This window comes from Chrysosporum bergii ANA360D, assembly GCF_029891735.1.
Taxonomy (GTDB): domain Bacteria; phylum Cyanobacteriota; class Cyanobacteriia; order Cyanobacteriales; family Nostocaceae; genus Umezakia; species Umezakia bergii.
The window spans coordinates 14,602-37,619 of record NZ_JANQDH010000090.1; the positions used below are offsets into that span (position 1 = coordinate 14,602).

Sequence of the window (23,018 nt, forward strand, 5' to 3'; positions counted from 1 at the left end):
AACACCATGCAGGACATAGGCCATATTTTAGATAACCGCGTGCTGCTGGTTGCTCTGGTAGCTTGTTTGATTGCCCAAGCATTAAAGCTTGTGGTTGAGCTTGTCAAACATCGTCAACTGAATGTACGTGTTTTAGTCACAACGGGAGGTATGCCCAGCGCCCATTCAGCTTTCGTTACTGCCCTGGCCGCCGGCGTAGGGCAAAGTCTTGGTTGGTCATCACCTGAGTTTGCCATGGCTGCGGTTTTTGCCATTATAGTTATGTATGATGCTGCGGGGGTCCGCCAAGCTGCGGGTAAGCAAGCGCGGATTCTCAATCAGATGATTGATGAACTATTCCATGAAAAACCAGACTTTAGTCAAGATCGTCTCAAGGAGTTATTGGGGCATACACCGGTGCAGGTGATAGTTGGGTCAGCTTTGGGCATCACCATTTATTGGTTAGCTCGGTCTGCTTACTAGTTTATAAACGTACAGATGATCGCAGTAACATTACTTTCCTGCCATCTACTATCACAGCAAAAAAACCGCCTTCGTTGAGCTTTTGCATAGTGCGATATGCTTCTTGTTGATTGGTAGTGAAAGCTGCGAGTAAGTAAGGGCGTTGCCCGTAGGAAGCAAAACCTATTTTACCCCCTGTGACTTTTTGTATACTGCTGGCTAGTTCCGGTTTGTTAAAATAATCCACCAATACAGCATAACCATTGCCTAATACTTGGGGGTTAAAGCTGATGGTCTCCGGTTGAGTTGGTATTTTTGTAATATTTGCTACATTTGGTTGTGTGGCAATAATGGCAGACAACCCAACAATATTATTAATATATCTTGCCCAACGATTAGCATCTTCCATGCTCTTAAACCCGCCTATCCGCGTCACTGTATCCCTCAGATATTGGCAAGTTGTAGCTGTAATTTGACTTGGTAGGGCATTACGTAGCTGGTTCTGACTGCTTGCTGTGGGACTAACTACCAGCAAAAGATATTCCCCCGGAAGGGGCGGCTGACAAATAGGAAGGTTTTGTTGGGCGCTAACAGAACTGATGCTACCTATTAAGCCTGCTGCTGCAAGTGCTAATGCACTCAGTAAACTATTAAATTTCAGCACAAAACTGGGGTGCATAAACTAGATTTTTTCCCAAAATTTGTAAAATACCTGGTTGGTTTTTTCATTTTAGGGCATATCAAAAACCTGCCCTAAAATTATTTTCCTTATTTAAGATACTGAACTTAGAGATGCCAAGGGATCGGAAATTGTTTCAGAGGGAGCTTGAAATTCTCCTGTAATTACATACTCTAATCGCAGTTTTAGCCAGGTGATAAATTGGGCATTGGTGGAAATAATAGCAGCTGCGGGTTGAGGACACTTGGCTTTTACCTCTGCCATTTCAGGTGATTCTAAAAATGCTGGCTGCTTCACCAACCAAAAATCAATTTCTTTTTCTTGTTCATGGTAGTAACGAGTGCGTTCTTTTAGCACTTCTGCCATTGGTTCTTCTTGTATCAAGAACTTTTGACTGGCCAAAACGTAATAATATATTTGCATTTTTCTACTTTTGCTGATTATGTGAAATACTCCTACAGTCCCCATGATACCCAAAAGTTTTTTGGGTTCTTCGGTACTTTTTATGGAAAACCCATTTCAAAATTATTGAAAGCCTTATTGTGTAGGCATTTCATGGAAAATATGGGCATTATGGTTTATAACCCTTGCCCCGTAAGGGTTTTGTGGCAATCAATCCTCAAACTCCATAAAATCTACGCAATAACCGTTTTTTGGAGTATTTAGTGTGATTTATGAGATTTGGCTTCAACTGTCACAATTCCCCTATGGGGTAGGTGAGAGGCTTCTTTTTGTGTTAGCTAAAAGGACAAGCACTAGTTTTTGCTTGGCCTGTTGTTGGTTTTTTGTGCCAACGCCACAAGTTTTGCCAAAAACTCCAAAAATTGGGGTGCTTTGGCTCTTGCTTACCAGTTTCTTGTTTTCCGCTTGCTGTCAGCTTTTCAAAGAACTTGGTATTGTCATAATAGTGTTCTAAGGAGAGGATTTTCAAGTCATCAGTAACACGGGCAATGGTCATACCGATAACTTCTATTGTTTCTCCTGTGGGTGCATAGTTTTTGTATGCCCCTCTAAAATGTCCCCAATGTCGCCACTTAAATGCTATGGTGGGAGGCGCTGAGAACACCTCTAGGACTTCCCAGAGAAATCCGTCAGGAAATGCTGTATGAAACAGATTTGTAGATGTTTCAAAGTTTTCTTCAGATGCTTGGTAATGTTGGGTATTGCCGATTAGGAGTTTGTAAGTTCCTGACTCAACTACATCTGATATTGTGTAGCTAATTCCCCCATTGGTAGTCATGCGGAATTTGTCGTTGACAACTGATATCCACTGCTGGGGGTTGGTTTTGAAGTTGGCTTCCACATCAAAGGTTCTGACTAAGTTTTGAACTATAGCCTCTAGGGAACCTTGGGGATGATTATGTGTGCTTTCCTTGGCAAGGTTCTGGTTAGAACGGCTATAGTCGGGAAACTTGCCATAGCGCCATTGGATATCAGTACTCTGTTCTAGTACTTTATCCCTGTGCTGTACCCAAAGAGGTAAACTGTTAGACTGTGTTGAGGTCATAGAACTTTTTGCTGAAAATTGCTGTAATTCCCAATTTCTGGATTTTGCAGTTACAACCCCTCTACTGTGAAAGTCTTGCTAATGGCTATAGCCCCTGTATGGCTTGTTTCATTTCCCGGACTGCTCTTTCCATCCCTACTAATGCTGCTCGACTGATAATGGTATGACCAATGTTCAGTTCTTCCATTCCCGGAAGTGCAGCCACGGGATAAACATTCCAGTATGTTAGTCCATGACCGGCGTTGACCCGCAAACCAGCTTTAATGGCCTGGTCACATCCCTGGGCTAACATGGCTAATTCTTGCCTGCGTTTTTTTTCGTCTTTAGCCCCGGCGTATTGCCCCGTGTGCAATTCAATAAATTGCGCCTTGACCTTGACAGATGCTTCTATTTGTGCTGGTTGTGCATCTATAAATAAACTAACTGGAATATCAACGCTTTGCAATTTATCGACTATCTCACCTATTCTAGCAATTTGCCCGACAATATCTAATCCGCCTTCTGTGGTGACTTCTTCCCGCTTCTCGGGAACTAAGGTCACGTAATCAGGTTTAATATCCAGGGCGATTTGTACCATTTCATCAGTGGCGGCCATTTCTAAGTTGAGATGCGATCGCACTGTCTGCCGTAATAATAGCACGTCTCGGTCTTGGATATGCCGCCGATCTTCCCGTAGATGCACGGTAATACCATCTGCACCGGCCAATTCTGCTAGTACCGCCGCCGCTACTGGGTCTGGTTCCACTGTCCGTCGCGCTTGGCGGATGGTGGCGATGTGGTCAATGTTAACGCCAAGTGTAGGCACCCTTGTATCTCCCTCTTGATATTCCCTAAATCCTGATTTTACCGGAATTAGATGCCATTTGGGGCGATTAAAATAATACCTACAGCCACATTACTTGTAGATATGCTTTTACAACTACAACAGATGATTATAAATGATCGTCTTGTAGCGCGAGCATCCCTCGACTATACTTCGACTACGCTCAGTGTTGAGCGTTCAGCACAAGTCCTGCTTGCTGATGACGTACCTCACTTGGGGAAAGTTCACTATAATCAATTTCAGAAATGTCCTCGATTGAGCACTTGATCGACTTGTGGGGATGTGTTGTCTAGCAAAGTCTGAATTTTATCAATCATTCTTTGGAAAACATCAGAATAATACTTTGATTTTTCAATAAATTCAGCATACTCTTGGCGATACTGCATTCTTGATTGTGGAGTTTTATATTCTTGCCGAATATTTGCAGCTATGCGTTTAGATTTTCTAACAATTAAGACATCATCAATTTGAGTAGCAGTAATAGAAACAGGAGTCATGTCTAGAAATTCACACACTAAAAAGTAAAGTGAGCTAGGAACAGCTAATTTTAGATCCCTACTCGTGGACACAGCCTCTTGGAACATTGTTTTATCTAAGTTCGTTTTACATTCAGCACACACATATCCAATATGAGACTCTATCAGCTTATAATTTGTAAAATTACTATCAAAGGAAGTTTTTAAGTAAAGCTTTTTACCTAAAACAAAATCTTGGTTTTTTGTTCTTAATGTAGGCTCTCCAGCCATTCCTGTGTTACCCAATGAAGATAAAAAGGTTAACCCTGCAAAAGTACTTTTAGGTCTAAGTTCAAATGAATTATCTATTTTTTTTAAACTTCTATAAATTACTTGAGGAAGAAATTCCTCAAGTATAGTGTTGTCAAGTTTAAGTTGTCCTTTTTGTCGATAAAGAAAATTATCAGGACTGTCGAAGATTAAATCAAGTTCAATGAACCGTTTATATTGATTTGTTGCTTCAACCAATTTTTGAACAGTATCCGGATGTCCTTGTTCTACCGGTAAGCTACCGCTAATACACTTCCACATTACCAAAAGTGAATGGATGTGTTTAAGCAATGCTATATACCAACAAACTAATCAATCAATTTCCTATTCAATAGGAATAAAACCCTCCCTTTCTACTGCTGCTTGTCCTTTAGGAGATAAAGCAAATTCTACAAATTTTTTGACTGCTTGGCTGGTTTTACGTGGAACAACTAAATAAACAGGTCGACTAAGTGGATAAGTACCATTTTTGATATTATTTCTATCAATAGGCGATATGCCATCAATGGGAACAACGCGCAAGCTGCTTTGATTTTCAATTTGGGTAACTGAACTGTAGCCAATGCCGTTATTACCTAAAGCACGTAAGATTGGTATAGTTTCATCTCTTGTAACCGTATTAAAGTTAGGACCATCAGGGGGGAAAGATTGACCATCAAGTACCACCTCTTTAAAAAAGGAATGAGTGCCACTGTCAGGAGAACGGTTAATAACTTTTATGGGTAAATTCGGTCCCCCCACTTGTGACCAATTAGTCATTTTTCCTAAGAAAATAGAGCGCAGTTGTTCCTTAGTTAATCCTCCCTTATATGGATTGTTGATACCCACAGTCACAGCTACAGCATCAAGAGCTATGGGTACTTCCACAACATTGAGGCCACGTGAACTAGCTGCCATTAATACTTTTTCAGACAACAAGTTTCCCAGTCCAGCATTAGAACCATTAGGTTTACCATCAGGTAATCCGTAAGTTGTGCGTACATTGGGATTGACAATATTGTATCTATCCCGAAGCTCTTTAATTAAAGTGATTATAGTTACAGTACCATCAATGGTTAAAACTGCCGGGTTTGGCAAACTGTCATCTACCTGATCCAGTGGGTTTGGTTTTGGAGGAGTAACACTTATAACAGTATTTGTGTTCATATGGCGTATCATATAGCCAATAACTGCTCCAATAATTACCAATAATATATACTTAAAAATATCGCTTTTGGGAAGAAGTATCTTAGTTTCTTTGACAATGTATTTCTGCGAATTTTGATTATAAATCTGAGCAGCTGCTTCATCTTTCAATCCTAATGCTTGTTGAAAGCGTTTTAAGTTAGCGATTGATTTATCACTAAGAGGAAATTCAGTTTGCATTTTTTCAATTAGCATTAGCTCATATCGGTGCAACTTTTCCTTATAAGTTTTGATAGGTGCTAAGACTTGAGTCTCAATTTCATTAGCTCTCTCATCTGTGATTTGTAGATTATTTTTTTCCTCTCTTAATGTCTGACGACCCATATCGGAGATTTCACCGTTACCAGCCTCTGCCCAATACTCAACTTCTCGACGATACTTTAAATCAGGGTCTTGATTTGGTGCTGCAGCAAGCTTAATTTTATAACCCTCTTTAACAGCATATATTTCTGGTTTCATGGCTGGAGTTACTTCTTGCACTTTTCGAGCAGCATATTCATGCAATTCATCAACAGTTATCCAACCATTTTCATCTTTATCAGCAGCACCGGTCTCCAACCCTTCCACTATGTAGGCGGTATAAGTTGAGGTATTTCCTCCTGTATCTTGAAAGGAATATTGGGTTGAGGTCGAGGACGTTAGTATCGCCCTTCCTTCTCCACCTAGTTGATTTTTGACATCTACAAAATCATCCCCTTTTGCTGACATCCCCTCAGCAAACGCGCCACTAAAGCAACAGTCCAAAATCACTACTTCGCGTTTAGAGCGGCTATTACTTATGACTTCATGCACAAAGCTAGCTGGTACTGATGTGGCTTTAACTAGTGCGCCTTGGTCATTTTTGCGGGTGTTAGAAGTAGCAAAATAAAGTTTCCCTCTTTCGTCTTTGATGCCATGTCCAGAAAAATATAGCAATATTAGGTCATCTTTTTCACGATTATTAAATAAATTTTCTATGGCTTCTGCCATTGTTTGTCCTGGAGGATTGACCAGTTTTGTGACTTGATCAAAATTGCCAATTGCTCGGTTTTGTAAAACCTCCTCTATGGTATCCACATCTCTGACTGCTGCAGGTAGGGGTGTTAATCCATGCTCATATTCACTGACCCCAATTAGCAATGCAACTTTCACCATATGACGATTTTTCCTATGTAATTTACCTTCTGAGGGATTGCTGTATTACGCTCCCTTCCAATGGTTATGAGTAATTTACTGTACATGACCAAAAGTATATTTTATGAGCGTAATTTTATTACAGCATAATCACCCCAATTAGGCAACATTTTCCCAAAAATCCAGTAAAAACCCATAGAAAGAGCCATGCGCTTAACTCGAAGCACTAGTATAAAAGCGCAGAGCAAACCGCCAAAATCCACTGGAAAACAAAAAAAGCACCACAGCTAACACACCAGCGCCTATCAACCAGCTAACTTGACCGCGACCCAGCATAGCTTCCGCTGGTATTGTTGTTAAAAATGCAACTGGTACTACAAAAGTAAAGAAAAAACGGTAAGCACTGGGATAAGCTACCATGGGGTATCTGCCAGCTTCCAATAAACCCCGTAGAACTTCAGTGGCATTGTATATTTTTACAAACCAAATAGTAGTGGCTCCCAGTATAAACCATAAACTATACAGAATTACTAAGCTGAATAACAACGGCACGGCACTGATTATGTAGTTATTGATTCCCAAACCCAAGCGGTTACCTGCATAGCCTATGATGACACCGCCAAAAACTAAATCTGGTAGTCCCCAAGGTGATAAAGTGTGGGTAGAAAGCCAAAACTGACTGGAAATAGGTTTGAGTAGGATAAAATCTAATGTACCTTCTTGCACATAGCGGACTATGCGATTTAAATTAGGAGCTAGAAAGGTGGCTGCAAAACCTTGGAGTAAAGTAAAAATTCCTAAAACCAGTAAGGCGGCTGACCATGACCAACCGCTAAAGGTGTAACCGGTGCGATAAAATAAAAACAATCCAAACAAGCTGCCGGCGAGATTACCTAAACTGCTCAGGGCTGCTATGAGAAAATTAAGGCGATACTCCATCTCAGCCGCGATCGCTGTACTCCAAAATATTCTTACTAATTGCCAATATCTTCTCATCTTACACCCTTACCACTAATATATAATTATTCTGAGTATAGCTAGTCACTAGCCATCTTGGGCAAAGCATGAAATATTGAATGGATAGAAGCAAAAATTATGATTAAACTAGACCAGTTCTTAAAACTAATGGGTGTAGCCCCCACCGGCGGGCAAGCCAAGTTAATTATTATTGATGGTGGTGTAAAAGTCAACGGCATAGTGGAAACGCGCCGGGGACGAAAATTATTCCTAGGGGATAAAGTGACAGTGGAAGGGAAAACTTTTGAAGTGCAGATATAATTTGGGGTCTAGTTTTCCTGGTTGAATCGTTACATGAAAAACTTTAGCATGACCAGATAAAGTGCAAAATTAACAAATTTAAAATCACTCAATGTTAGTCATTGTACAGCTAATTATTTTTATATATGCAATATAGCGGTTTTCGCGCTTAGTGAGGTACATCATTAACAAGCAGGATGCTTGTGTTACAAGACGATAATTTACATTTGTATCTCACCTATTTAAGAAATGCAATATATAAAAAATAGACAGATGGGTTACATAACTAAAATGTTTATTAGCATTATATAAACATTTTTTATAATTTATTTAATTTTTTGACAATTCGTAAAAAAATCTTTAAGCTAGAGAATAGGTTATACAAATCCAACAAAAGATAGCAACTTGGTTAGATAACTTAAAAATTGCTGTTGTAGATTATCGACATGAACAAATGAATTGAACCGAATCATTGATGATCAAAAGTGGAGAGGTAGCAGTGCAAAATCTTCACATTGACCGGTTTTTACTGTGGGGATATCAATAAAAGCCGGTGAGGTAAAAACTATTAGTATTAACAACTGAGGTGCAATGGATATGTCTAGGAGAACACAATGCTTAAGTATCTGACATCTTTAAATGACCATAATTTGCCGTATCCAGATACAATGCACCCCATCGTTGTCCACTTCGTAATTGCGATGGTTTTATTTGCATTCTTCTGCGATGTACTGGGCTATTTTACTGCGAGAACTCATTTATTTGAGGTGAGTTGGTGGAATATGTGTGTGGCGACTATTGCCATTTTCGTCGCCATTATTTTTGGGCAATTTGAAGCAGGTCTAGCACAACCTTACGATTTAGCTAAATCAGTGTTAAATGTACATACACTGATGGGTTGGTCTTTATCTGGCATTATTGCTGCAATTACGGCTTGGCGTTATGTAATTCGTAGTCGCAACCCTTATAAATTACCTGTTCACTATATGCTGGCTGGGTTGTTTTTAAGTGTTATTGTCGGCGTGCAAGTATATCTAGGAGATCAACTGGTTTGGGTATATGGACTGCACACAGTGCCAGTTGTTGAAGCAGTCAAGGAGGGTATCTTGCCATGAATTCTGAACTGATTGATCAATTAAGCACACAGTTGGGGGCAAATGGACTACCCTACTCAATTCCCATTCATCCTAACTTAGTTCATCTAACCTTGGGTTTGTTCATTATTGGCATTACCTTTGATATTGTGGGTATGCTGTTCCCCTGGGAAAAATTGGTGTTTAAGTTTTTAGCCATTCCTGTAGAACCTGCCAACTTTTTTGATGTGGGCTGGTACAATATGGTAGGCTCTACTGTGGTGACTATTTTCACCGTGGGCGCGGGTTTTTATGAAATGCTGCTGGCAACACCACCGGCTGATGTCAAAAGTGCCTGGGGAATGCAGGCAATGGAAACTATGCTTTGGCATGGTGTTGGCGGTGTATTCTTGCTGGGGCTAATTTTTGCCATGACTATTTGGAGAGGATGGCAGCGTTTTATTTGGAGTCAGGACCCTGGTAGAGAAGTGCAGTGGAGTTATTTAGCTACAGGAATAGCGGTGATGTTGATCATGTATTTCCACGGCACATTAGGGGCGCAAATGGCTGCTGAGTTTGGCATACATAACACTGCGGATAATTTGCTGAGAATGGGTGCAGACCTGAATACCATGCTCAAGTAACCAATGTTGGTCATTGTGACTAATGACTGATGACTGACAATTAATGACTAACAATTATGGAAATGCGGAAGATTTTCAATATTTTCACTGTGTTTGTGGTTGCTGCCATTGTCACTGTGAGCAGTCTTTGGATAGGACAGCAGGCTTATAGGTGGCTTCCCCCGCAAGCAGCAGCAGAATCTCAGCTAATTGATGATTTAATTAGCTTTTTGGTTACCCTGGGGGCGTTCATTTTCTTGGGCGTTACCAGTACTCTGATGTATTCTATCTTGTTTCATCGGGCGGTAAAGGGTGATTTGAGCGATGGTCCCCACATTGAGGGTAATGTCACCTTAGAGGTGGTGTGGACAGCTATCCCCATTATGTTGGTGCTGTGGATTGCTGGTTATAGCTACCAAGTATACCAAGAAATGGGAATCCAAGGACCTACGGGACTTGTACATTTACATAATCCTGTGGGGATGGAATCAGCCTATGCAGCAACAAAAGCTCCCAAGGTTGAACCTGTGGAAAAAATTGATGTTGTGGCTAAACAATGGGCTTGGGTGTTCCACTACCCTGAGAAAAATGTTACTAGTACTGAACTGCATTTACCAAGCGATCGCCGGGTACGATTAGCACTACAATCAGAAGACGTGCTGCATGGCTTTTATATTCCTGCATTCCGTCTGAAGCAGGATATTGTACCCAACCACACCATCGACTTTGAGTTTACCCCCGTCCGTGCTGGGCAGTATCGGTTAACTGATTCCCAATATAGCGGTACATACTTTGCCACCATGCAGGCCAATGTAGTAGTTGAATCACCCGAAGACTACCATCAATGGCTATCCCAAGCTGCAACCCAAAAACCAACTCTAGCAAAAAATCAAGCAGCTTCAGAGTATGCCCAGGCTTCCAGTCAGTCTGTAAAAACTGGTTGGACTACCGTAGTACCTGCGGCATCTCCATTAGTTAATTATCCAGGGTGATTTTCTTCATCACCAATGACCAAAGAGTAATGACGAAAAGGAAATTTACCGATGACAAATATTCCTATTGCAGGTATCAGTCACCCTGGTGAGGAGACAGGTAGCTGGAAACAATATTTCAGCTTTAGCACCGACCATAAAGTCATAGGTATACAGTACCTTGTCACTTCATTTATCTTTTTTCTAGTTGGCGGTGTCTTTGCCATGGTGATTCGGGGAGAACTGATTACACCCGAATCTGACTTAATTGACCGCACCGTGTATAACGGGATGTTCACCATGCACGGAACAGTAATGCTGTTTTTGTGGACATTTCCCTCTCTAGTGGGTTTTGCTAACTATTTAGTCCCTCTGATGATTGGGGCGCGAGACATGGCATTTCCTCGACTTAATGCCGTTGCTTTTTGGATGGTTCCCATAGTCGGGATTATCTTAATGGCCAGTTTCTTAGTTCCTGGTGGCCCAGCCCAAGCGGGTTGGTGGGCTTACCCACCAGTGAGTCTGCAAAACCCCACAGGTAACTTAATTAATGGTCAAGTGCTGTGGTTGCTGGCAGTAGCCATATCCGGTGTATCTTCAATTATGGGGGCGGTAAATTTTGTCACCACTATTGTCAAGATGCGTGCCCCTGGTATGGACTTCTTTCGGATGCCTTTGTTTGTCTGGGCAGTATTTAGCGCCCAAATTATCCAATTGTTTGGATTACCAGCCCTGACAGCTGGTGCGGTAATGCTGCTACTAGACCTAACAGCTGGTACTGCTTTTTTCAACCCCAGCCACGGAGGTAATCCGGTGCTGTTTCAGCATTACTTCTGGTTTTACTCCCACCCTGCGGTTTATGTGATTATTCTGCCCATCTTTGGCATTTTCTCAGAAATCTTCCCTGTCTATGCCCGCAAACCTTTATTTGGCTACAAGGTAGTTGCCATTTCCTCAATGTTAATTGCTGTGGTCAGTGGTATTGTCTGGGTACACCATATGTATGTTAGTGGTACACCCGGTTGGATGCGGTTGATTTTCATGCTCACTACTATGTTTGTATCTGTACCTACTGGCATTAAGGTATTTGCTTGGGTGGCTACTATTTGGGGGGGTAAGTTGCGGTTAGATACACCCATGCTCTTTTCCCTGGGTGCTTTAATCATGTTCGTCTTTGCAGGTATTACGGGCATTATGCTTTCTTCAGTACCTGTGGATGTACACGTAAACAACACCTACTTTGTAGTTGGTCATTTTCACTATGTTTTGTTTGGAACAGTGACTATGGGTTTATATTCTGCCATTTATCACTGGTTTCCTAAAATGACTGGCAGAATGTATTACGAAGGCTGGGGTAAATTACATTTTTGGCTAACATTCATTGGCACTAACCTCAACTTTTTGCCCATGCACCCATTAGGGTTGCAGGGAATGTTACGCCGAGTTTCTTCCTACGCCCCAGAGTACGAATTTTGGAACATTATCGCTAGCTTAGGCGGTTTCATATTGGGAATGTCAACTTTACCGTTCATTTTCAACATGGTGATTTCTTGGATGCAGGGAGAAAAAGCACCATGTAATCCTTGGCGTGCTATTGGGCTAGAGTGGATGGTTTCTTCACCCCCCCCTGTGGAAAACTTTGCGGAAATTCCCATAATCATTTCTGACCCCTACGGCTACGGCAAATCAGAACCCTTAACGGCCAATAACCCAGCTTTAAAAAACCCAGGTTAGCTAAATTTTTGCTCCTTTCCCTACCTGGTGCGTTAAAAATAGGAGAATTCTCACCAATGGATAGTTCCATTAACTCACAAGAGTTGCAGTTACCTGACCATCACACAGGCGTTGAGCATGAACACGATGAAGAAGGTAACAAAATGTTTGGCTTCATCGTCTTCCTTCTTTCTGAAAGCGTTATCTTTCTCAGTTTCTTTGCTGGCTATATTGTCTACAAAACCACAACTCCTAATTGGCTACCACCAGGAGTTTCTGGATTAGAAATCAAAGATCCGGCCATCAACACAGTAATTCTTGTTTCCAGCAGCTTTGTGATTTACTTAGCAGAACGGGCTTTGCAAAATCACAATTTAACAGGTTTTCGCATCTATCTAGGGGCTACAATGGCAATGGGTAGCTACTTTTTATTAGGACAAGCTATTGAGTGGAGTAATCTAGAGTTTGGTTTCACCTCTGGGGTATTCGGTGGGATGTTCTACTTGCTCACTGGTTTTCATGGTTTGCACGTTCTCACCGGTATTGTGTTGCAGTTAATGATCTTTGTCCGTTCTTTTTTTCCTGGTAACTATGATTCCGGTCATTTTGGCGTAAATGCCACTTCTTTATTTTGGCACTTCGTAGATGTGATTTGGATTGTTTTGTTTATCCTCATTTATCTGTGGCAATAAGCCCTGGGGGATGCTGTAAATTTTGCTAAGTCATTATGTAGAGATGTTCCCACAGAACGTCTCTACAAAAGTTCTCTACAAACACTAAGGCTGTAAATTCATGTCTGAAGAAAGAGGACAGAGAATATTATTGAAGAGCAAAATAAAAAATAAGTGATGCTTGCTTCATACTTCATAAGTCACAGAAAAACAAGCTAACAGGTGTAATTATGACTCTAGCCACAGACGAAGAACTCCAAGCTCAAGTGATAGATAAACTCCACTGGGATGACCGTGTAAATGCAGCACATATTGGTGTAACTGTTGATGATGGTAAAGTTACGTTGCGGGGAACAGTAAGCAGCTATCGATCCAAAACCATAGCAGAAGAGGATACCAAAGAAATAGAGGGAATTGCTGAAGTAATTAATCATTTACAGGTACAGTATCCTTGTACAGCAACTATCCCCATAGATGAAGAAATTGCTTCAAATGTGGCCAATGCGCTGACTTGGGACCCGGATATTGATGCTAACAAAATTGATGTTAGCGTTATCGGTGGGTTGCTAACTTTGCGAGGTACTGTTGACGCTTATTGGAAAAAATTTCAGGTACAAGATATAGGTTATGGTATTACTGGTGTGATTGATATTATCAATGAATTAGCAGTAGTCCCCACCAAAATACCAGAAGATGAAGAAATTGCCAGAAGCATTGAAAATGCTTTAGAGCTTAACACATTGGTAGAAGCTGAAGATGTTAACGTTGTGGTGGAGAATGGTAGAGTTACTCTCACTGGCTTTGTTCCTAATTGGTCAGCTTGGAGAGCGGCACATAATACAGCTATTTATACCAAAGGAGTGATTAGGGTAGTTGATGGGTTAGCTATTCGTTATCTGGAAGAACCAGAATTTTTAACTGAAGATTGAAGGTACATTTTTAGGGTGACTGTAATCAATCAGTGCTGTTGCGTCAAGAATTGTTCCGTTAAGCGACTGCATAAACCTCATTCTCTTGACGACGCACTCGCAGTTTTTCTACAGTCAAATTGAGTAGTTCCGCTGCTTTCATTTCGGAAATCTTGCCCATTTTCAAGGACTGCCAAATAAGACATTCATAACGTTCATTTTCTGGGTATTCCTCAGATGCAAGGGCTGGTGGTAATTCCATTGAGTTTTGCAAAGATTCACCATTATGTTGCTTTTTATAAATTCCACAAATTTTGGCTTTCTCTTGAGCAAAATCAATGATTCCCATAGATGCTAAACGATTCAATATGACTAAGTAACTCACGCGAAAATGCCGTTTAAGTTTAATAATATTTTGGGTAAGTGCGTACATCCGCTCAAATTCAGCTTGGGGAACCAGTAGGTGACTAGCGAAGTAATTAGCTACCTGTTCGCGTGCTTTTTCTTCTTCTTTAGTTCCTTTCTCAACTAAGTTGTCTTGGTACTCTACACGGTGAAAGATGAGGTGTCCAATTTCATGGGCGAGGGTAAACAATTGACGTTCAATGGTGATGTTGTGGGTGTTGACTAAGACAAATGCACCTTCAATATCACTGCAAGCGCTCAGACCAAAGAAACCTTGAATGGGAATGGGTTGACGTAAAACTTTTAAACCGATTTCTTCTACAGATTGAAATAAGTTGGCAATGGGAGCATCTCCCAATCCTAGGCGATGACGAAATAAAGCTGCTATTGCTTGAATGCGTTTTTCTTTCCCTTCTACTTGGTGACAAGGTGTACTTTCTGGGGTGTAGGTTGGTAAGCCAACGGCTTGTTCTAGGGCGTTATAAGTTTGCAGCATTCGTAATACTTGGGCTGTAAACTGGGGGTTTTTGTAAAAGGAGGTATGGGCGCGAAACCGGAAGTTAGGTAGTCCTTGACTTTGCGATCGCAGCAAGTCATCGAGTATAACGCCCAAAGCACTGGCCAGAGCCAAGAGGATTTTACTGTCTGGTAAAGTTTTGGCGTTCTCGTAGTTATTGATGCTCTGGCGAGTTACCCCGGCTTGTTCTGCCAGTTGTTCCTGAGACAAGCCTAGACTTTTACGGTAGCGGATCAGGTTCGCAGCAATGTTCTCTTTCATGGCTGATTCTTTTCTGCGTTAGCATAGCGGCTCCTAACGGAGCATAGCTAGAGGTGTCCAACAAAAATGTCAAACTTTTTGACTTTTTTCTAATTATACTAGAAAATGTAAAATACTTTTTACATCTACCTGAAGGATGTGATGAAGATATGGCAAAAAACAGCCGACTTACTGATAATTGTTAATTTATTTATTATTCCCAGGCTGGTAATGAGTTAGGCCGGATGTGGGAAATATCTTGCTCAGTGATTAAAGTAACGGTTTTTTGGAGATGCTCATGTTATTTCTAGATTAACCGCTTCACTTAACGTGAAATTCTGAAAATGAATGTTAATTCACAGAATCTTAGCTCAACTAGTAAACCGAGAATTTTTAATAATCCTGAACGATTTATTGAAGGATGGTATTGGGTCATAGCATCAAAAAATCTCCGGGTGGGAGAGGTCAAGGCTGTTAAAGTTTTGGGGAGGGAATTAGCAATTTACCGTGGTAAAAATAAAATGGCGGTTATCTTTGATGCCTACTGTCCTCACATGGGCGCTCACTTAGCTAAAGGTAAGGTTCAAGGTAATGAACTGCGTTGTTTTTTCCATCATTGGCAATTTGATGAGCAGGGATTCTGTGTTGATATTCCATGCTTAAATCACCCTGTTAGCATTAAGTTAAAAACTTGGCCCACAGCAGAAAAGTATGGCATGATTTGGGTCTGGACTGGGGAAGTACCTAAACAGCCGCCTCCTTTTATTCTGGAATTAGAAAATAAAGAATGTGATGTTGTCTTTGGTGATTATTTTTTGATCAACTGTCACCCTAATGTGGTGATGATTAATCCTATCGACGCTCAACACTTTAACACAGTTCACCAGGTGGCATCAGCAATCCATTTTGAAAAACAGGAAATTAATCAAAATGCTATTGTTTTTAACAATACGACACCTAACACTGTTAATTCTTTTTTATTCCGGCTAATTCGTCCCTTGGGGAAAAATTTGACTCACAATATTTGCTATTGGTACGGTAGCACTAATATAGTAACAGTTGGTACTGATTTTTTCCAAGTTCACATTATGTTTGCTCTGCGCCTGCTGGAGGGAGGAAAGTCTGAAGGTCGGGTCATGCTGATAACTAAGAAACGTCAGGGTATTTTGGGCTGGTTATTTAATCGAGTGCTGCTGTGGCTGACTAAAGTTGTGGGTAGACATTTTATTGAAGATGATATTCAGATTTTTCAAACAATTCAGTTTGATTTGAAAACCCCCATCAAGGCTGATCAATCAGTTATGCAGTTTGTCAACCATTTGGAAAGACAAAAACCCCTGATGTTAAAAACTTGGCTGTTGGCGCGATCGCAAAATGTGGAGATAAAAGAATTACGCGAAAAGTGGAAGGATAGCAAATCTAATGATTAACCTAGAGTGTATATGTAAATTTCAATAAAAATGAAGTGGCTAGGCCACTTCATAAATTCCCAGGTAGAACCTGAAAATGAGTATAACCACTCTCTAAAATATAAATAGTATAAGTTAATACTAATTAATGAGAGTTTTCCTTTTAATGCCAATTTTTCACATGGACGGACTGTAAAGCAGTTTTGGCATACTTTATTTTCTGGGGATTACTCCTGCATTAAAAATAATTTCATCACATCTAAACGGACATACCAAGGGAAGGGTTTATCTTTGATATTGTCCCATTTTTCCTTAAACACTTCCGCCTGTAAATGGTAATCATCACCGTGACTTAAACAATTGTGCAATCTTAAATACAATGTCATACGGTGGGGTGTTTCCCTGGTTTTTACCAACCAACAGGGAAAAGTATTGTCTAGGTTGGGGTCATCTGTAAACCTGAGATGATGGGCGCGAATACCCACATAAGCCGGCGACTGGGGTAAAGGCTGCATGACTTTTAAAGTACAATCCCAATCTACAGCTATAATTTGATTTTCAGATACCACCTTGACCGGGGAAAAGTTTTTACAACCTGTTAATTGAGCAACAGTATAATTCTGGGGACGCTGAAAAATATTTTGTTTATCATCATTAGCAATAAGTTGTCCTTGGGACATAACCAACAACTGCTGACAGATCCCATAGGCTTCTTCTAAGTTATGGGTAACAAATAGGGTCACCCCGGAATAGTTGATGAGGGTTTGATTTAATTCCTCTTGTAATTGCTGGCGTAGATAAGTATCCAGGGCGGAAAATGGTTCATCTAAAAGTAATGCTTCTGGTTTAATGGCTAAAGCCCTAGCTAAAGCTACCCGTTGTTGTTGTCCTCCAGAAAGTTGATGGGGATAGCGATCTTCTAAGCCTTGTAGGTGTAATGCTAATAGTTGAGCTTCAATTTCCTGTTTAATGGCTAAAGTCGATGAGCCTTGAGGTAGACCAAAAGCAATATTTTCCCTGACAGTCATGTGAGGGAATAAAGCATAATTCTGCATTAAAAACCCAATACGACGATGGCGCGCTGGTATATTAATTTCTTTTTCAGAATCAAATAACACCCGCCCATTTAAAATAATGCGTCCTGTGGTTGGTGTTTCTATGCCTGCAACACAACGCAAAATCATACTTTTACCGGCACCAGACCCCCCCAAACATCCGAGGGTGTTACTGTCACCAGTAAAACACACTTTCAATCTAAAGCCGGGAAGTTTTTTTTCAATATCTACAAATAATCCTGATACATGAGTTTTGGTTGGTATAGGAAATATACGGTTTTCCTGATTTATTTGTGTTTGGGGAAATGGGGAACTGGGTTTTTTCCTTTTCCCCCGGTTTTCTTGCCACAGGTTAACTGCTATTATCCCAGATAAGGAAATACTCATAATCGCGATCGCCCAAAACCAAGCCTCATCCATCGCGCCTGCTTCCACTGCAAAATAAATGGCCATGGGTATGGTTTGAGTTTCTCCGGGAATATTACCAGCTAACATTAATGTAGCTCCGAACTCACCTAAAGCCCTGGCAAAAGCCAAACTGGTAGCTGCTACAATTCCGGGAAAAGCTAAAGGTAAACTGATGCGCCAAAAAATTGTTGATTCAGAAGCGCCCAAAGTTCTCGCTACCCGTAACAAATTACTATCAACCTGCTCAAAGGCTCCTAGTGATGTCTTATACATAATCGGAAATGCCACCACTGTGGCAGCAATAGCTGCACCGTACCAAGTAAAAACAATGGTAAAATCCCCATACTGCATCAGATGACCCACGGGACCATTTTTACCAAAAAACACCAGTAACAAAAAACCAACAATGGTAGGGGGTAAAATCAGGGGTGCGACAAAAATTCCCTCAATGATTGATTTACCCTTGCCTTTATATCCCAACATCCAGTAAGCAGAGTAAATACCTAAAAAAAAGGTAATGAATGTGGCAAGTAAAGAAGTTTTCAGCGAAATCCACAATGGCGATAAGTCCATATTAACCCTAAATTACAGCATATTTTTAGTAAATCAACTACAAATATAAGTGATCAAACTCTTTGACGCTTGCCTAAAGTCGGGGGGGTGTCAATAAAAGTCAGGGGGCAGAATTGTGATGTTAGTTAACAATAAAACCGTATTTTTTTAATACAGCTTTAGCTTGACTACTAGATAAAAATTTGGCAAATTCCTGAGCAACAGGGATGTTTTTACTTCTTTTCAGCACTGCCATGGGATAAATAATTGCTGAATGATATCTTTCATCAGCTGCAACTACAACTTTAACTTGATTAGAAATTTTGGCATCTGTAGCATAAACTAGACCAGCATCAGCATTACCACTTTCTACAGCTGCTAAAACTTGACGCACATTGTTAGCCAAGACTAATTTGGACTTGACTTGATCAAAAATACCCAACTTTTTTAGTACTTGGTCGGCGTATTGCCCCGCAGGTACACTTCTGGGTTCTCCTACAGCAATTCTCTTAATTTTGCCATCTGTTAAATCAAAAAAGCTATTAAGGTTAGTAGTATTTTTAGGTACAATCAACACTAAGCGGTTACTTGCTATATTGGTAAGACTACCAGGAAGTAACAGATTTTTTTGCTCTAGTGCATCCATTTGTTTTTTGGCTGCGGAAACAAAAATATCTGATGGCGCACCTTGCTCAATTTGTTGCTGTAATGCTCCAGAAGCACCAAAATTATATCTGATATTCACATTTGATTTACTTTGTTCATATATGGGTTTAATTTCTGTGAGTGCATCTTTCATACTTGCAGCGGCAGACACAAGTAAGCTGACATTTGACTGTGCTACTGAGGGAGTGGGAGTTATCAGGGAGATGGTTATGGGTAGTAAACAGCTAGTAACTGCCATCCCAACCCAACGGAGAATCTGTTTTTTATTCATACTATTATTTGGTCTTGTGTAACTAAAGTTTCAAGCTTGTTGTTTACATTCACACATTAAGTTGATTTCATTTCTGTAGCGAGCATAACTAACATTGTGGAAAAATAACTGCGTTTTGAGTTTTTTAGTCCGCCCTGGGGGTGTTAGAGAGTGTTGGAATTATTTTTTTTATACATTCTCTCAAACACATTTACTTTTGTCATTTTATATTGAATATAATTTTGGTATTATATATATAAAAAATAAGGTATTATCGAGACTTAAATATTAGTAAAAGCAGACAATAATCATGATTAAAAGTCTTTTTAAAACTGTTTTTGTCCTTGACTTTAGCTAATTGTTCGCATAAAAATAGGATTAACAGTTAAGGAAACCAAGCTTAATTGTTAATCGGTTCTCAACCCAGTCAAGGAATACTTGAGGAGCAAATAACATGGCTAATATCACTCTTTCTGAACTGAACAACGCAGGTGCAGAATTATTCCAAGATTCAGAAAGTTTTCTTAACGAACTAAGAGATGTAGATGCTATCTATGGTGGTAGCAGCAGCGTTAGTGACAGCGCCAGCGAAAGCGGTACATATGGATATGTCAGCGATATCTCTTCACTGACTAAGTTGGCTGAGTCCTTTGTCATCACTTATTCCATTGGTCACATTACCTACTTGGCTAAATCATTTAGTCATGGATACTAATTAATCTGATCACTTGATTTAATTAGTATTCCAAGATTGGAAAATCATCGCCACAAATACTTGAGGAGCAAATATCATGGCTAATATCACTCTTTCTGAACTGAACAACGCAGGCGCAGAATTATTCCAAGACTCAGAAAGTTTTCTTAACGAATTAAGAGATGTAGATGCTATCTATGGTGGTAGCAGCAGTATCAGTGATAGTGGGAGCGAAAGCGGTACATATGGATACCATGTCAGCGATATTTCTTCCCTGACTAAGTTAGCTGAAGCCTTTGTCTTCACTTATTCCATTGGTCATGTTACTTACTTGGCTAAGTCATTTAGTCATGGATACTAATCAATCTGATAACTAGTATTTCAGCACGGTAGTTATTAATACCGTGCTGTATAAAAGTCCCTCTTCTTGGTTAGGAGGGGGTTTTTTTTGCTGATTACGATGCGTCCTACTAAGTAAATTAACTTAATAAAAACTGTTCTCAGAGGATGTCCGAAAAGTTTTGAGGAGGTGATTTTGATTACGCCAGTTGCTTTAACATTGGAAAAAGCGCACGGGCGCAAAAAACAGGTGGTTTTTAAAACTTGAGAATTTCTCGGTCGTAATTGTCGGGGAGGGGTTCTATTTCCCAGACTATACCTTCTCCTGGTTCTAAAGCAACTTCTATATACAATTGTTGAACAGCACTTGTGGCTATATCTTCATTATTGGGGAATGGTTGCAAATCTTCGGTGAGTAGTCTCAGTTTAAACCCACCGGGAATAGCCGCCCCTATGGTGGCGTTACGTAGCTGAAAACGCCAATGTCTCCTGTTTGGTTCCCCTTGGGGTATAATCGCCAGTTCATATAATTGACCGGCGATCGCTAGTTGTCGTGATAAACTTACCTTTGCTGGTGTTTGTTCTACACTCCGCGCCCCTGCGGCTCTGAATTGCAGATTTAATTCCCAGCCGATCCCGGCTGCAATTTGAGAAACGCCGGTTTGTAACCATCGGATAACTGATTTTTGTTCTGGTAGTCCTAAACGCTGTTCATATAAACGTTGTCGCCAACCTCCATGTTCCATCAGTCCCCCCCACACAGTAAAGGGAACAGCTAAACGAGGAGTAATAATTTCTGGATTTCCTAGCCTGGTGATTAAATTTTCTGCTTGGGCTTGTGGTAGTCTTGGTATGTCCACAATGGCTACTCTGGTGACTTCCTCTAAACAAAATTCTCGCGCCACTTTTAATACATTAATATCAGTAATTATATGCTCTTGTGCCAAAGCATAAGTGCGATCGCTCTGCTGATAACTGCCTTTAGTTTTCATTTGTTTATGGGTACAATAACCCCAAACCCTAACATAGCCATCATCAGCTTCCACTTGCACTGCTAAGTAATAATCTCCCGCCAAACTGGGTAAATCTACCCATTCCTGTGGCACGCGTAACTCACTACTATCTATATTTTCATTGGGAACTAAAATCAATCTAGCTGCATCTAATGTAATAGCAGTGCCATTCACCAATTCCCAAAAACTGGATACAGTAGCCAAATTCGGCCAAACTTTGGCTTGGGGTGTAATATCTTCCTGCAACCAAGGTAAGACAGCGCCCAGACAAAGTTGATTGAGTTGAGTTTGATAACTGGTATAATCAGTGATATGTTGTGCCGTAGTGGGAATTTCTAAAATCAAGTCTGTGGAAGTAAAACTCAAGATGGGCGTATTAGCGGTCATGGGCTTTCTATGGGAAAAATTTTCAGATGGTGTCAGTAAACACACCATAGTAATTGTGCAACCACTCCTCAATGACAATAGCCATATTAGTTAGTACGTCTGTTGTCAGAGAAATATGCAGATTATCTTGACTCCAACTAGCTAAACAGCGCAATAATATTTCCTTAGCCTTTGTTAATCGCCGTGAAACTGTGTATTGCTTAATTTCTAACTGTTTAGCAATTGCATTTTGATTGAGGTGTTGACTGTAGTATAATTCTAAAATAGTTTGGCTTTGGGGTTCTAGTGTAGCCATGGCATCTCTTAAAACTGCCTTAATAGCCTCTTGCTGAGAAGTGCGAGTTTGGGATTCTTCTGTAGCTATCATCTCAGCAATTAACGATTCCTGTTCTGTTCCTGGTACATAATCTAATAATTCCCTAGAATCATCACCTTGAGATATATTCAGAGAATCTGGAGTAGGATAAAGATACCTTCTCACAGCCCTGGCAGTATTAACTAACCAACCTGCCAAAATATGGGGCTTGACTTGTGCGTGAGTTTGTGTATTATAAGCTTGGGCGATGGCTTGCCACATTTCCTGATCAGGTGGAGAAAGTTGGCGGGACTTACCAGCCTGGCTAGGGACATACAAAGCTTTAAAACATTGCCAAGTCAAAATATAAGCATTAACAGTTTCTGAAGACAAACCAGCATTTTGCAAAGACTCATGTAAACGCTTTTGGGATATTTTTCGCAACAAGCCCCAGTCTGTACAAATATCAACTTCCCGATTTCGGCGCAAAGTTTCTCGGATAGTATTGGCAAAGACAATACTAGCATAACTTGTTAAACTACTGCTGTGACTGGGATTAAAACCCTGGAGAACCTTATCAACTTGAGCGATAGCTATCTGAAAACAGTCTGCAAGTTTGTACTGGCTACTGACAAAATGGGCGGATGTTTTTTGAGAAGTCCAGTAGCAGCACTCTTGTAAATAAGCTGTCAGATGTTGCTGTGCCAAAAATTTACTGTCAGAAACCTGCAACACTTGATACCAATACATCACCCAGAAATTTTCTCTGGTCTCCTTTGGTATTTGTTGGAGACAACTTTGCATACTACGGCGCAATTTTGATTCTGTCCCCCAACCACTGAAACGGTCTGCGTCAAACTGTACGAAAGTGGAAAAAATTTCAATAATGCTTTGGCGAGACTGCATAACCATAGGCAAGCTAAACAAAAATCATTGCATGACCATTAAAACATTTTTGTGGAATGCTTCATTTTACCCATGAAAGAGACATCTTGCACCAACCGGAAAAAAAATTTCCCAAAGACCTGCATAAAAATAT

23 protein-coding genes are annotated in these 23,018 nt (G+C 40.5%); 11 read left to right on the plus strand and 12 right to left on the minus strand.

The annotated features are described in order from the left end of the window. Window positions 1-6: 6 nt before the first annotated feature. Entirely contained in the window at window positions 7-462 is a 456-nt protein-coding gene (locus tag NWP17_RS13215; RefSeq protein ID WP_280655357.1) for a divergent PAP2 family protein, read from the plus strand. 1 nt (window position 463) lies between these two features. Here the strand turns inward: NWP17_RS13215 and NWP17_RS13220 are convergent, their stop codons facing one another. The 7 genes from NWP17_RS13220 to NWP17_RS13250 form a co-directional block, all read right to left on the minus strand. Continuing rightward, entirely contained in the window at window positions 464-1,120 is a 657-nt protein-coding gene (locus tag NWP17_RS13220) for a hypothetical protein (protein WP_280655358.1), read from the minus strand. A gap of 93 nt (window positions 1,121-1,213) precedes the next feature. Then, the gene (locus tag NWP17_RS13225; protein WP_280655359.1) at window positions 1,214-1,543 is read right to left on the minus strand and encodes an MgPME-cyclase complex family protein; all 330 of its coding nucleotides are present in this window, start codon (window positions 1,541-1,543) and stop codon (window positions 1,214-1,216) included. A 313-nt stretch (window positions 1,544-1,856) separates the two neighbouring features. Then, entirely contained in the window at window positions 1,857-2,627 is a 771-nt protein-coding gene (locus NWP17_RS13230; protein ID WP_280655360.1) for an ester cyclase, read from the minus strand. A gap of 85 nt (window positions 2,628-2,712) precedes the next feature. After that, on the minus strand, window positions 2,713-3,432 hold the full coding sequence (locus NWP17_RS13235) for a pyridoxine 5'-phosphate synthase (RefSeq protein WP_280655361.1): 720 nt from the start codon (window positions 3,430-3,432) through the stop codon (window positions 2,713-2,715). Between the two features lie 257 nt (window positions 3,433-3,689). Continuing rightward, complete coding sequence (locus NWP17_RS13240; protein WP_280655362.1) at window positions 3,690-4,496, minus strand: Bpu10I family restriction endonuclease; 807 nt, start codon at window positions 4,494-4,496, stop codon at window positions 3,690-3,692. Between the two features lie 63 nt (window positions 4,497-4,559). After that, on the minus strand, window positions 4,560-6,554 hold the full coding sequence (locus NWP17_RS13245) for a caspase, EACC1-associated type (protein ID WP_280655363.1): 1,995 nt from the start codon (window positions 6,552-6,554) through the stop codon (window positions 4,560-4,562). Window positions 6,555-6,746: 192 nt separating this feature from the next. Beyond that, window positions 6,747-7,529 carry an ABC transporter permease gene (locus NWP17_RS13250; protein WP_280655364.1) on the minus strand — a complete coding sequence of 261 codons (783 nt, stop codon included), beginning with the start codon at window positions 7,527-7,529 and terminating at the stop codon, window positions 6,747-6,749. Between the two features lie 99 nt (window positions 7,530-7,628). Between NWP17_RS13250 and NWP17_RS13255 the strand changes: the two genes are divergently transcribed. The 7 genes from NWP17_RS13255 to NWP17_RS13285 all read left to right on the plus strand — a co-directional run bounded on the left by NWP17_RS13255 (window position 7,629) and on the right by NWP17_RS13285 (window position 13,770). Next, window positions 7,629-7,811, plus strand: a complete 183-nt coding sequence (locus NWP17_RS13255; RefSeq protein ID WP_280655365.1) for an RNA-binding S4 domain-containing protein — start codon at window positions 7,629-7,631, stop codon at window positions 7,809-7,811. Window positions 7,812-8,404: 593 nt separating this feature from the next. After that, window positions 8,405-8,905 (plus strand): DUF2231 domain-containing protein, encoded by a 501-nt coding sequence (locus NWP17_RS13260; RefSeq protein WP_280655366.1) that lies wholly within the window; start codon window positions 8,405-8,407, stop codon window positions 8,903-8,905. Next, window positions 8,902-9,507 carry a DUF2231 domain-containing protein gene (locus tag NWP17_RS13265; RefSeq protein WP_280655367.1) on the plus strand — a complete coding sequence of 202 codons (606 nt, stop codon included), beginning with the start codon at window positions 8,902-8,904 and terminating at the stop codon, window positions 9,505-9,507. The genes NWP17_RS13260 and NWP17_RS13265 overlap by 4 nt, the downstream gene beginning before the upstream one ends. 56 nt (window positions 9,508-9,563) lie before the next feature. After that, a complete protein-coding gene (locus NWP17_RS13270) occupies window positions 9,564-10,478 on the plus strand; it encodes a cytochrome c oxidase subunit II (protein WP_280655368.1) in 915 nt (304 codons plus the stop codon). Window positions 10,479-10,529: 51 nt separating this feature from the next. Then, a complete protein-coding gene (ctaD, locus tag NWP17_RS13275; RefSeq protein ID WP_280655369.1) occupies window positions 10,530-12,191 on the plus strand; it encodes a cytochrome c oxidase subunit I in 1,662 nt (553 codons plus the stop codon). Between the two features lie 56 nt (window positions 12,192-12,247). Further along, window positions 12,248-12,862 carry a cytochrome c oxidase subunit 3 gene (locus NWP17_RS13280; protein WP_280655370.1) on the plus strand — a complete coding sequence of 205 codons (615 nt, stop codon included), beginning with the start codon at window positions 12,248-12,250 and terminating at the stop codon, window positions 12,860-12,862. A 209-nt stretch (window positions 12,863-13,071) separates the two neighbouring features. Further along, the gene (locus NWP17_RS13285) at window positions 13,072-13,770 is read left to right on the plus strand and encodes a BON domain-containing protein (protein WP_280655371.1); all 699 of its coding nucleotides are present in this window, start codon (window positions 13,072-13,074) and stop codon (window positions 13,768-13,770) included. A 58-nt stretch (window positions 13,771-13,828) separates the two neighbouring features. Here NWP17_RS13285 and NWP17_RS13290 read toward each other — a convergent pair whose 3' ends face one another. Further along, the gene (locus tag NWP17_RS13290) at window positions 13,829-14,932 is read right to left on the minus strand and encodes an ImmA/IrrE family metallo-endopeptidase (protein ID WP_280655372.1); all 1,104 of its coding nucleotides are present in this window, start codon (window positions 14,930-14,932) and stop codon (window positions 13,829-13,831) included. Window positions 14,933-15,255: 323 nt separating this feature from the next. Between NWP17_RS13290 and NWP17_RS13295 the strand changes: the two genes are divergently transcribed. Continuing rightward, entirely contained in the window at window positions 15,256-16,341 is a 1,086-nt protein-coding gene (locus tag NWP17_RS13295; protein ID WP_280655373.1) for an aromatic ring-hydroxylating dioxygenase subunit alpha, read from the plus strand. A gap of 206 nt (window positions 16,342-16,547) precedes the next feature. Here the strand turns inward: NWP17_RS13295 and modB are convergent, their stop codons facing one another. Continuing rightward, a complete protein-coding gene (gene modB, locus NWP17_RS13300) occupies window positions 16,548-18,356 on the minus strand; it encodes a molybdate ABC transporter permease subunit (RefSeq protein WP_280655374.1) in 1,809 nt (602 codons plus the stop codon). Window positions 18,357-18,477: 121 nt separating this feature from the next. Continuing rightward, a complete protein-coding gene (gene modA / locus NWP17_RS13305) occupies window positions 18,478-19,272 on the minus strand; it encodes a molybdate ABC transporter substrate-binding protein (RefSeq protein WP_280655375.1) in 795 nt (264 codons plus the stop codon). 433 nt (window positions 19,273-19,705) lie between these two features. On the opposite strand from modA, the gene NWP17_RS13310 reads away from it, so the two are divergent. Further along, window positions 19,706-19,966, plus strand: coding sequence for a hypothetical protein (locus NWP17_RS13310; RefSeq protein WP_280655376.1), 261 nt, complete (start codon window positions 19,706-19,708; stop codon window positions 19,964-19,966). Between the two features lie 76 nt (window positions 19,967-20,042). Further along, window positions 20,043-20,306, plus strand: coding sequence for a hypothetical protein (locus NWP17_RS13315; protein ID WP_280655377.1), 264 nt, complete (start codon window positions 20,043-20,045; stop codon window positions 20,304-20,306). 235 nt (window positions 20,307-20,541) lie between these two features. Here NWP17_RS13315 and NWP17_RS13320 read toward each other — a convergent pair whose 3' ends face one another. Both NWP17_RS13320 and NWP17_RS13325 read right to left on the minus strand, forming a co-directional pair. Then, on the minus strand, window positions 20,542-21,684 hold the full coding sequence (locus tag NWP17_RS13320) for a DUF1822 family protein (RefSeq protein ID WP_280655378.1): 1,143 nt from the start codon (window positions 21,682-21,684) through the stop codon (window positions 20,542-20,544). A 22-nt stretch (window positions 21,685-21,706) separates the two neighbouring features. Beyond that, a complete protein-coding gene (locus NWP17_RS13325) occupies window positions 21,707-22,885 on the minus strand; it encodes a sigma-70 family RNA polymerase sigma factor (RefSeq protein ID WP_280655453.1) in 1,179 nt (392 codons plus the stop codon). Window positions 22,886-23,018 lie beyond the last annotated feature (133 nt).

Coding starts and splice junctions, on each gene's coding strand:
- NWP17_RS13215 (WP_280655357.1), top strand. CDS start 7: ATGCAGGACATAGGCCATATTTTAGATAACCGCGTGCTGCTGGTTGCT.
- NWP17_RS13220 (WP_280655358.1), bottom strand. CDS start 1,120: ATGCACCCCAGTTTTGTGCTGAAATTTAATAGTTTACTGAGTGCATTA.
- NWP17_RS13225 (WP_280655359.1), bottom strand. CDS start 1,543: ATGCAAATATATTATTACGTTTTGGCCAGTCAAAAGTTCTTGATACAA.
- NWP17_RS13230 (WP_280655360.1), bottom strand. CDS start 2,627: ATGACCTCAACACAGTCTAACAGTTTACCTCTTTGGGTACAGCACAGG.
- NWP17_RS13240 (WP_280655362.1), bottom strand. CDS start 4,496: ATGTGGAAGTGTATTAGCGGTAGCTTACCGGTAGAACAAGGACATCCG.
- NWP17_RS13245 (WP_280655363.1), bottom strand. CDS start 6,554: ATGGTGAAAGTTGCATTGCTAATTGGGGTCAGTGAATATGAGCATGGA.
- NWP17_RS13250 (WP_280655364.1), bottom strand. CDS start 7,529: ATGAGAAGATATTGGCAATTAGTAAGAATATTTTGGAGTACAGCGATC.
- NWP17_RS13255 (WP_280655365.1), top strand. CDS start 7,629: ATGATTAAACTAGACCAGTTCTTAAAACTAATGGGTGTAGCCCCCACC.
- NWP17_RS13260 (WP_280655366.1), top strand. CDS start 8,405: ATGCTTAAGTATCTGACATCTTTAAATGACCATAATTTGCCGTATCCA.
- NWP17_RS13265 (WP_280655367.1), top strand. CDS start 8,902: ATGAATTCTGAACTGATTGATCAATTAAGCACACAGTTGGGGGCAAAT.
- NWP17_RS13270 (WP_280655368.1), top strand. CDS start 9,564: ATGGAAATGCGGAAGATTTTCAATATTTTCACTGTGTTTGTGGTTGCT.
- ctaD (WP_280655369.1), top strand. CDS start 10,530: ATGACAAATATTCCTATTGCAGGTATCAGTCACCCTGGTGAGGAGACA.
- NWP17_RS13280 (WP_280655370.1), top strand. CDS start 12,248: ATGGATAGTTCCATTAACTCACAAGAGTTGCAGTTACCTGACCATCAC.
- NWP17_RS13285 (WP_280655371.1), top strand. CDS start 13,072: ATGACTCTAGCCACAGACGAAGAACTCCAAGCTCAAGTGATAGATAAA.
- NWP17_RS13290 (WP_280655372.1), bottom strand. CDS start 14,932: ATGAAAGAGAACATTGCTGCGAACCTGATCCGCTACCGTAAAAGTCTA.
- NWP17_RS13295 (WP_280655373.1), top strand. CDS start 15,256: ATGAATGTTAATTCACAGAATCTTAGCTCAACTAGTAAACCGAGAATT.
- modB (WP_280655374.1), bottom strand. CDS start 18,356: ATGGACTTATCGCCATTGTGGATTTCGCTGAAAACTTCTTTACTTGCC.
- modA (WP_280655375.1), bottom strand. CDS start 19,272: ATGAATAAAAAACAGATTCTCCGTTGGGTTGGGATGGCAGTTACTAGC.
- NWP17_RS13310 (WP_280655376.1), top strand. CDS start 19,706: ATGGCTAATATCACTCTTTCTGAACTGAACAACGCAGGTGCAGAATTA.
- NWP17_RS13315 (WP_280655377.1), top strand. CDS start 20,043: ATGGCTAATATCACTCTTTCTGAACTGAACAACGCAGGCGCAGAATTA.
- NWP17_RS13320 (WP_280655378.1), bottom strand. CDS start 21,684: ATGACCGCTAATACGCCCATCTTGAGTTTTACTTCCACAGACTTGATT.
- NWP17_RS13325 (WP_280655453.1), bottom strand. CDS start 22,885: ATGCAGTCTCGCCAAAGCATTATTGAAATTTTTTCCACTTTCGTACAG.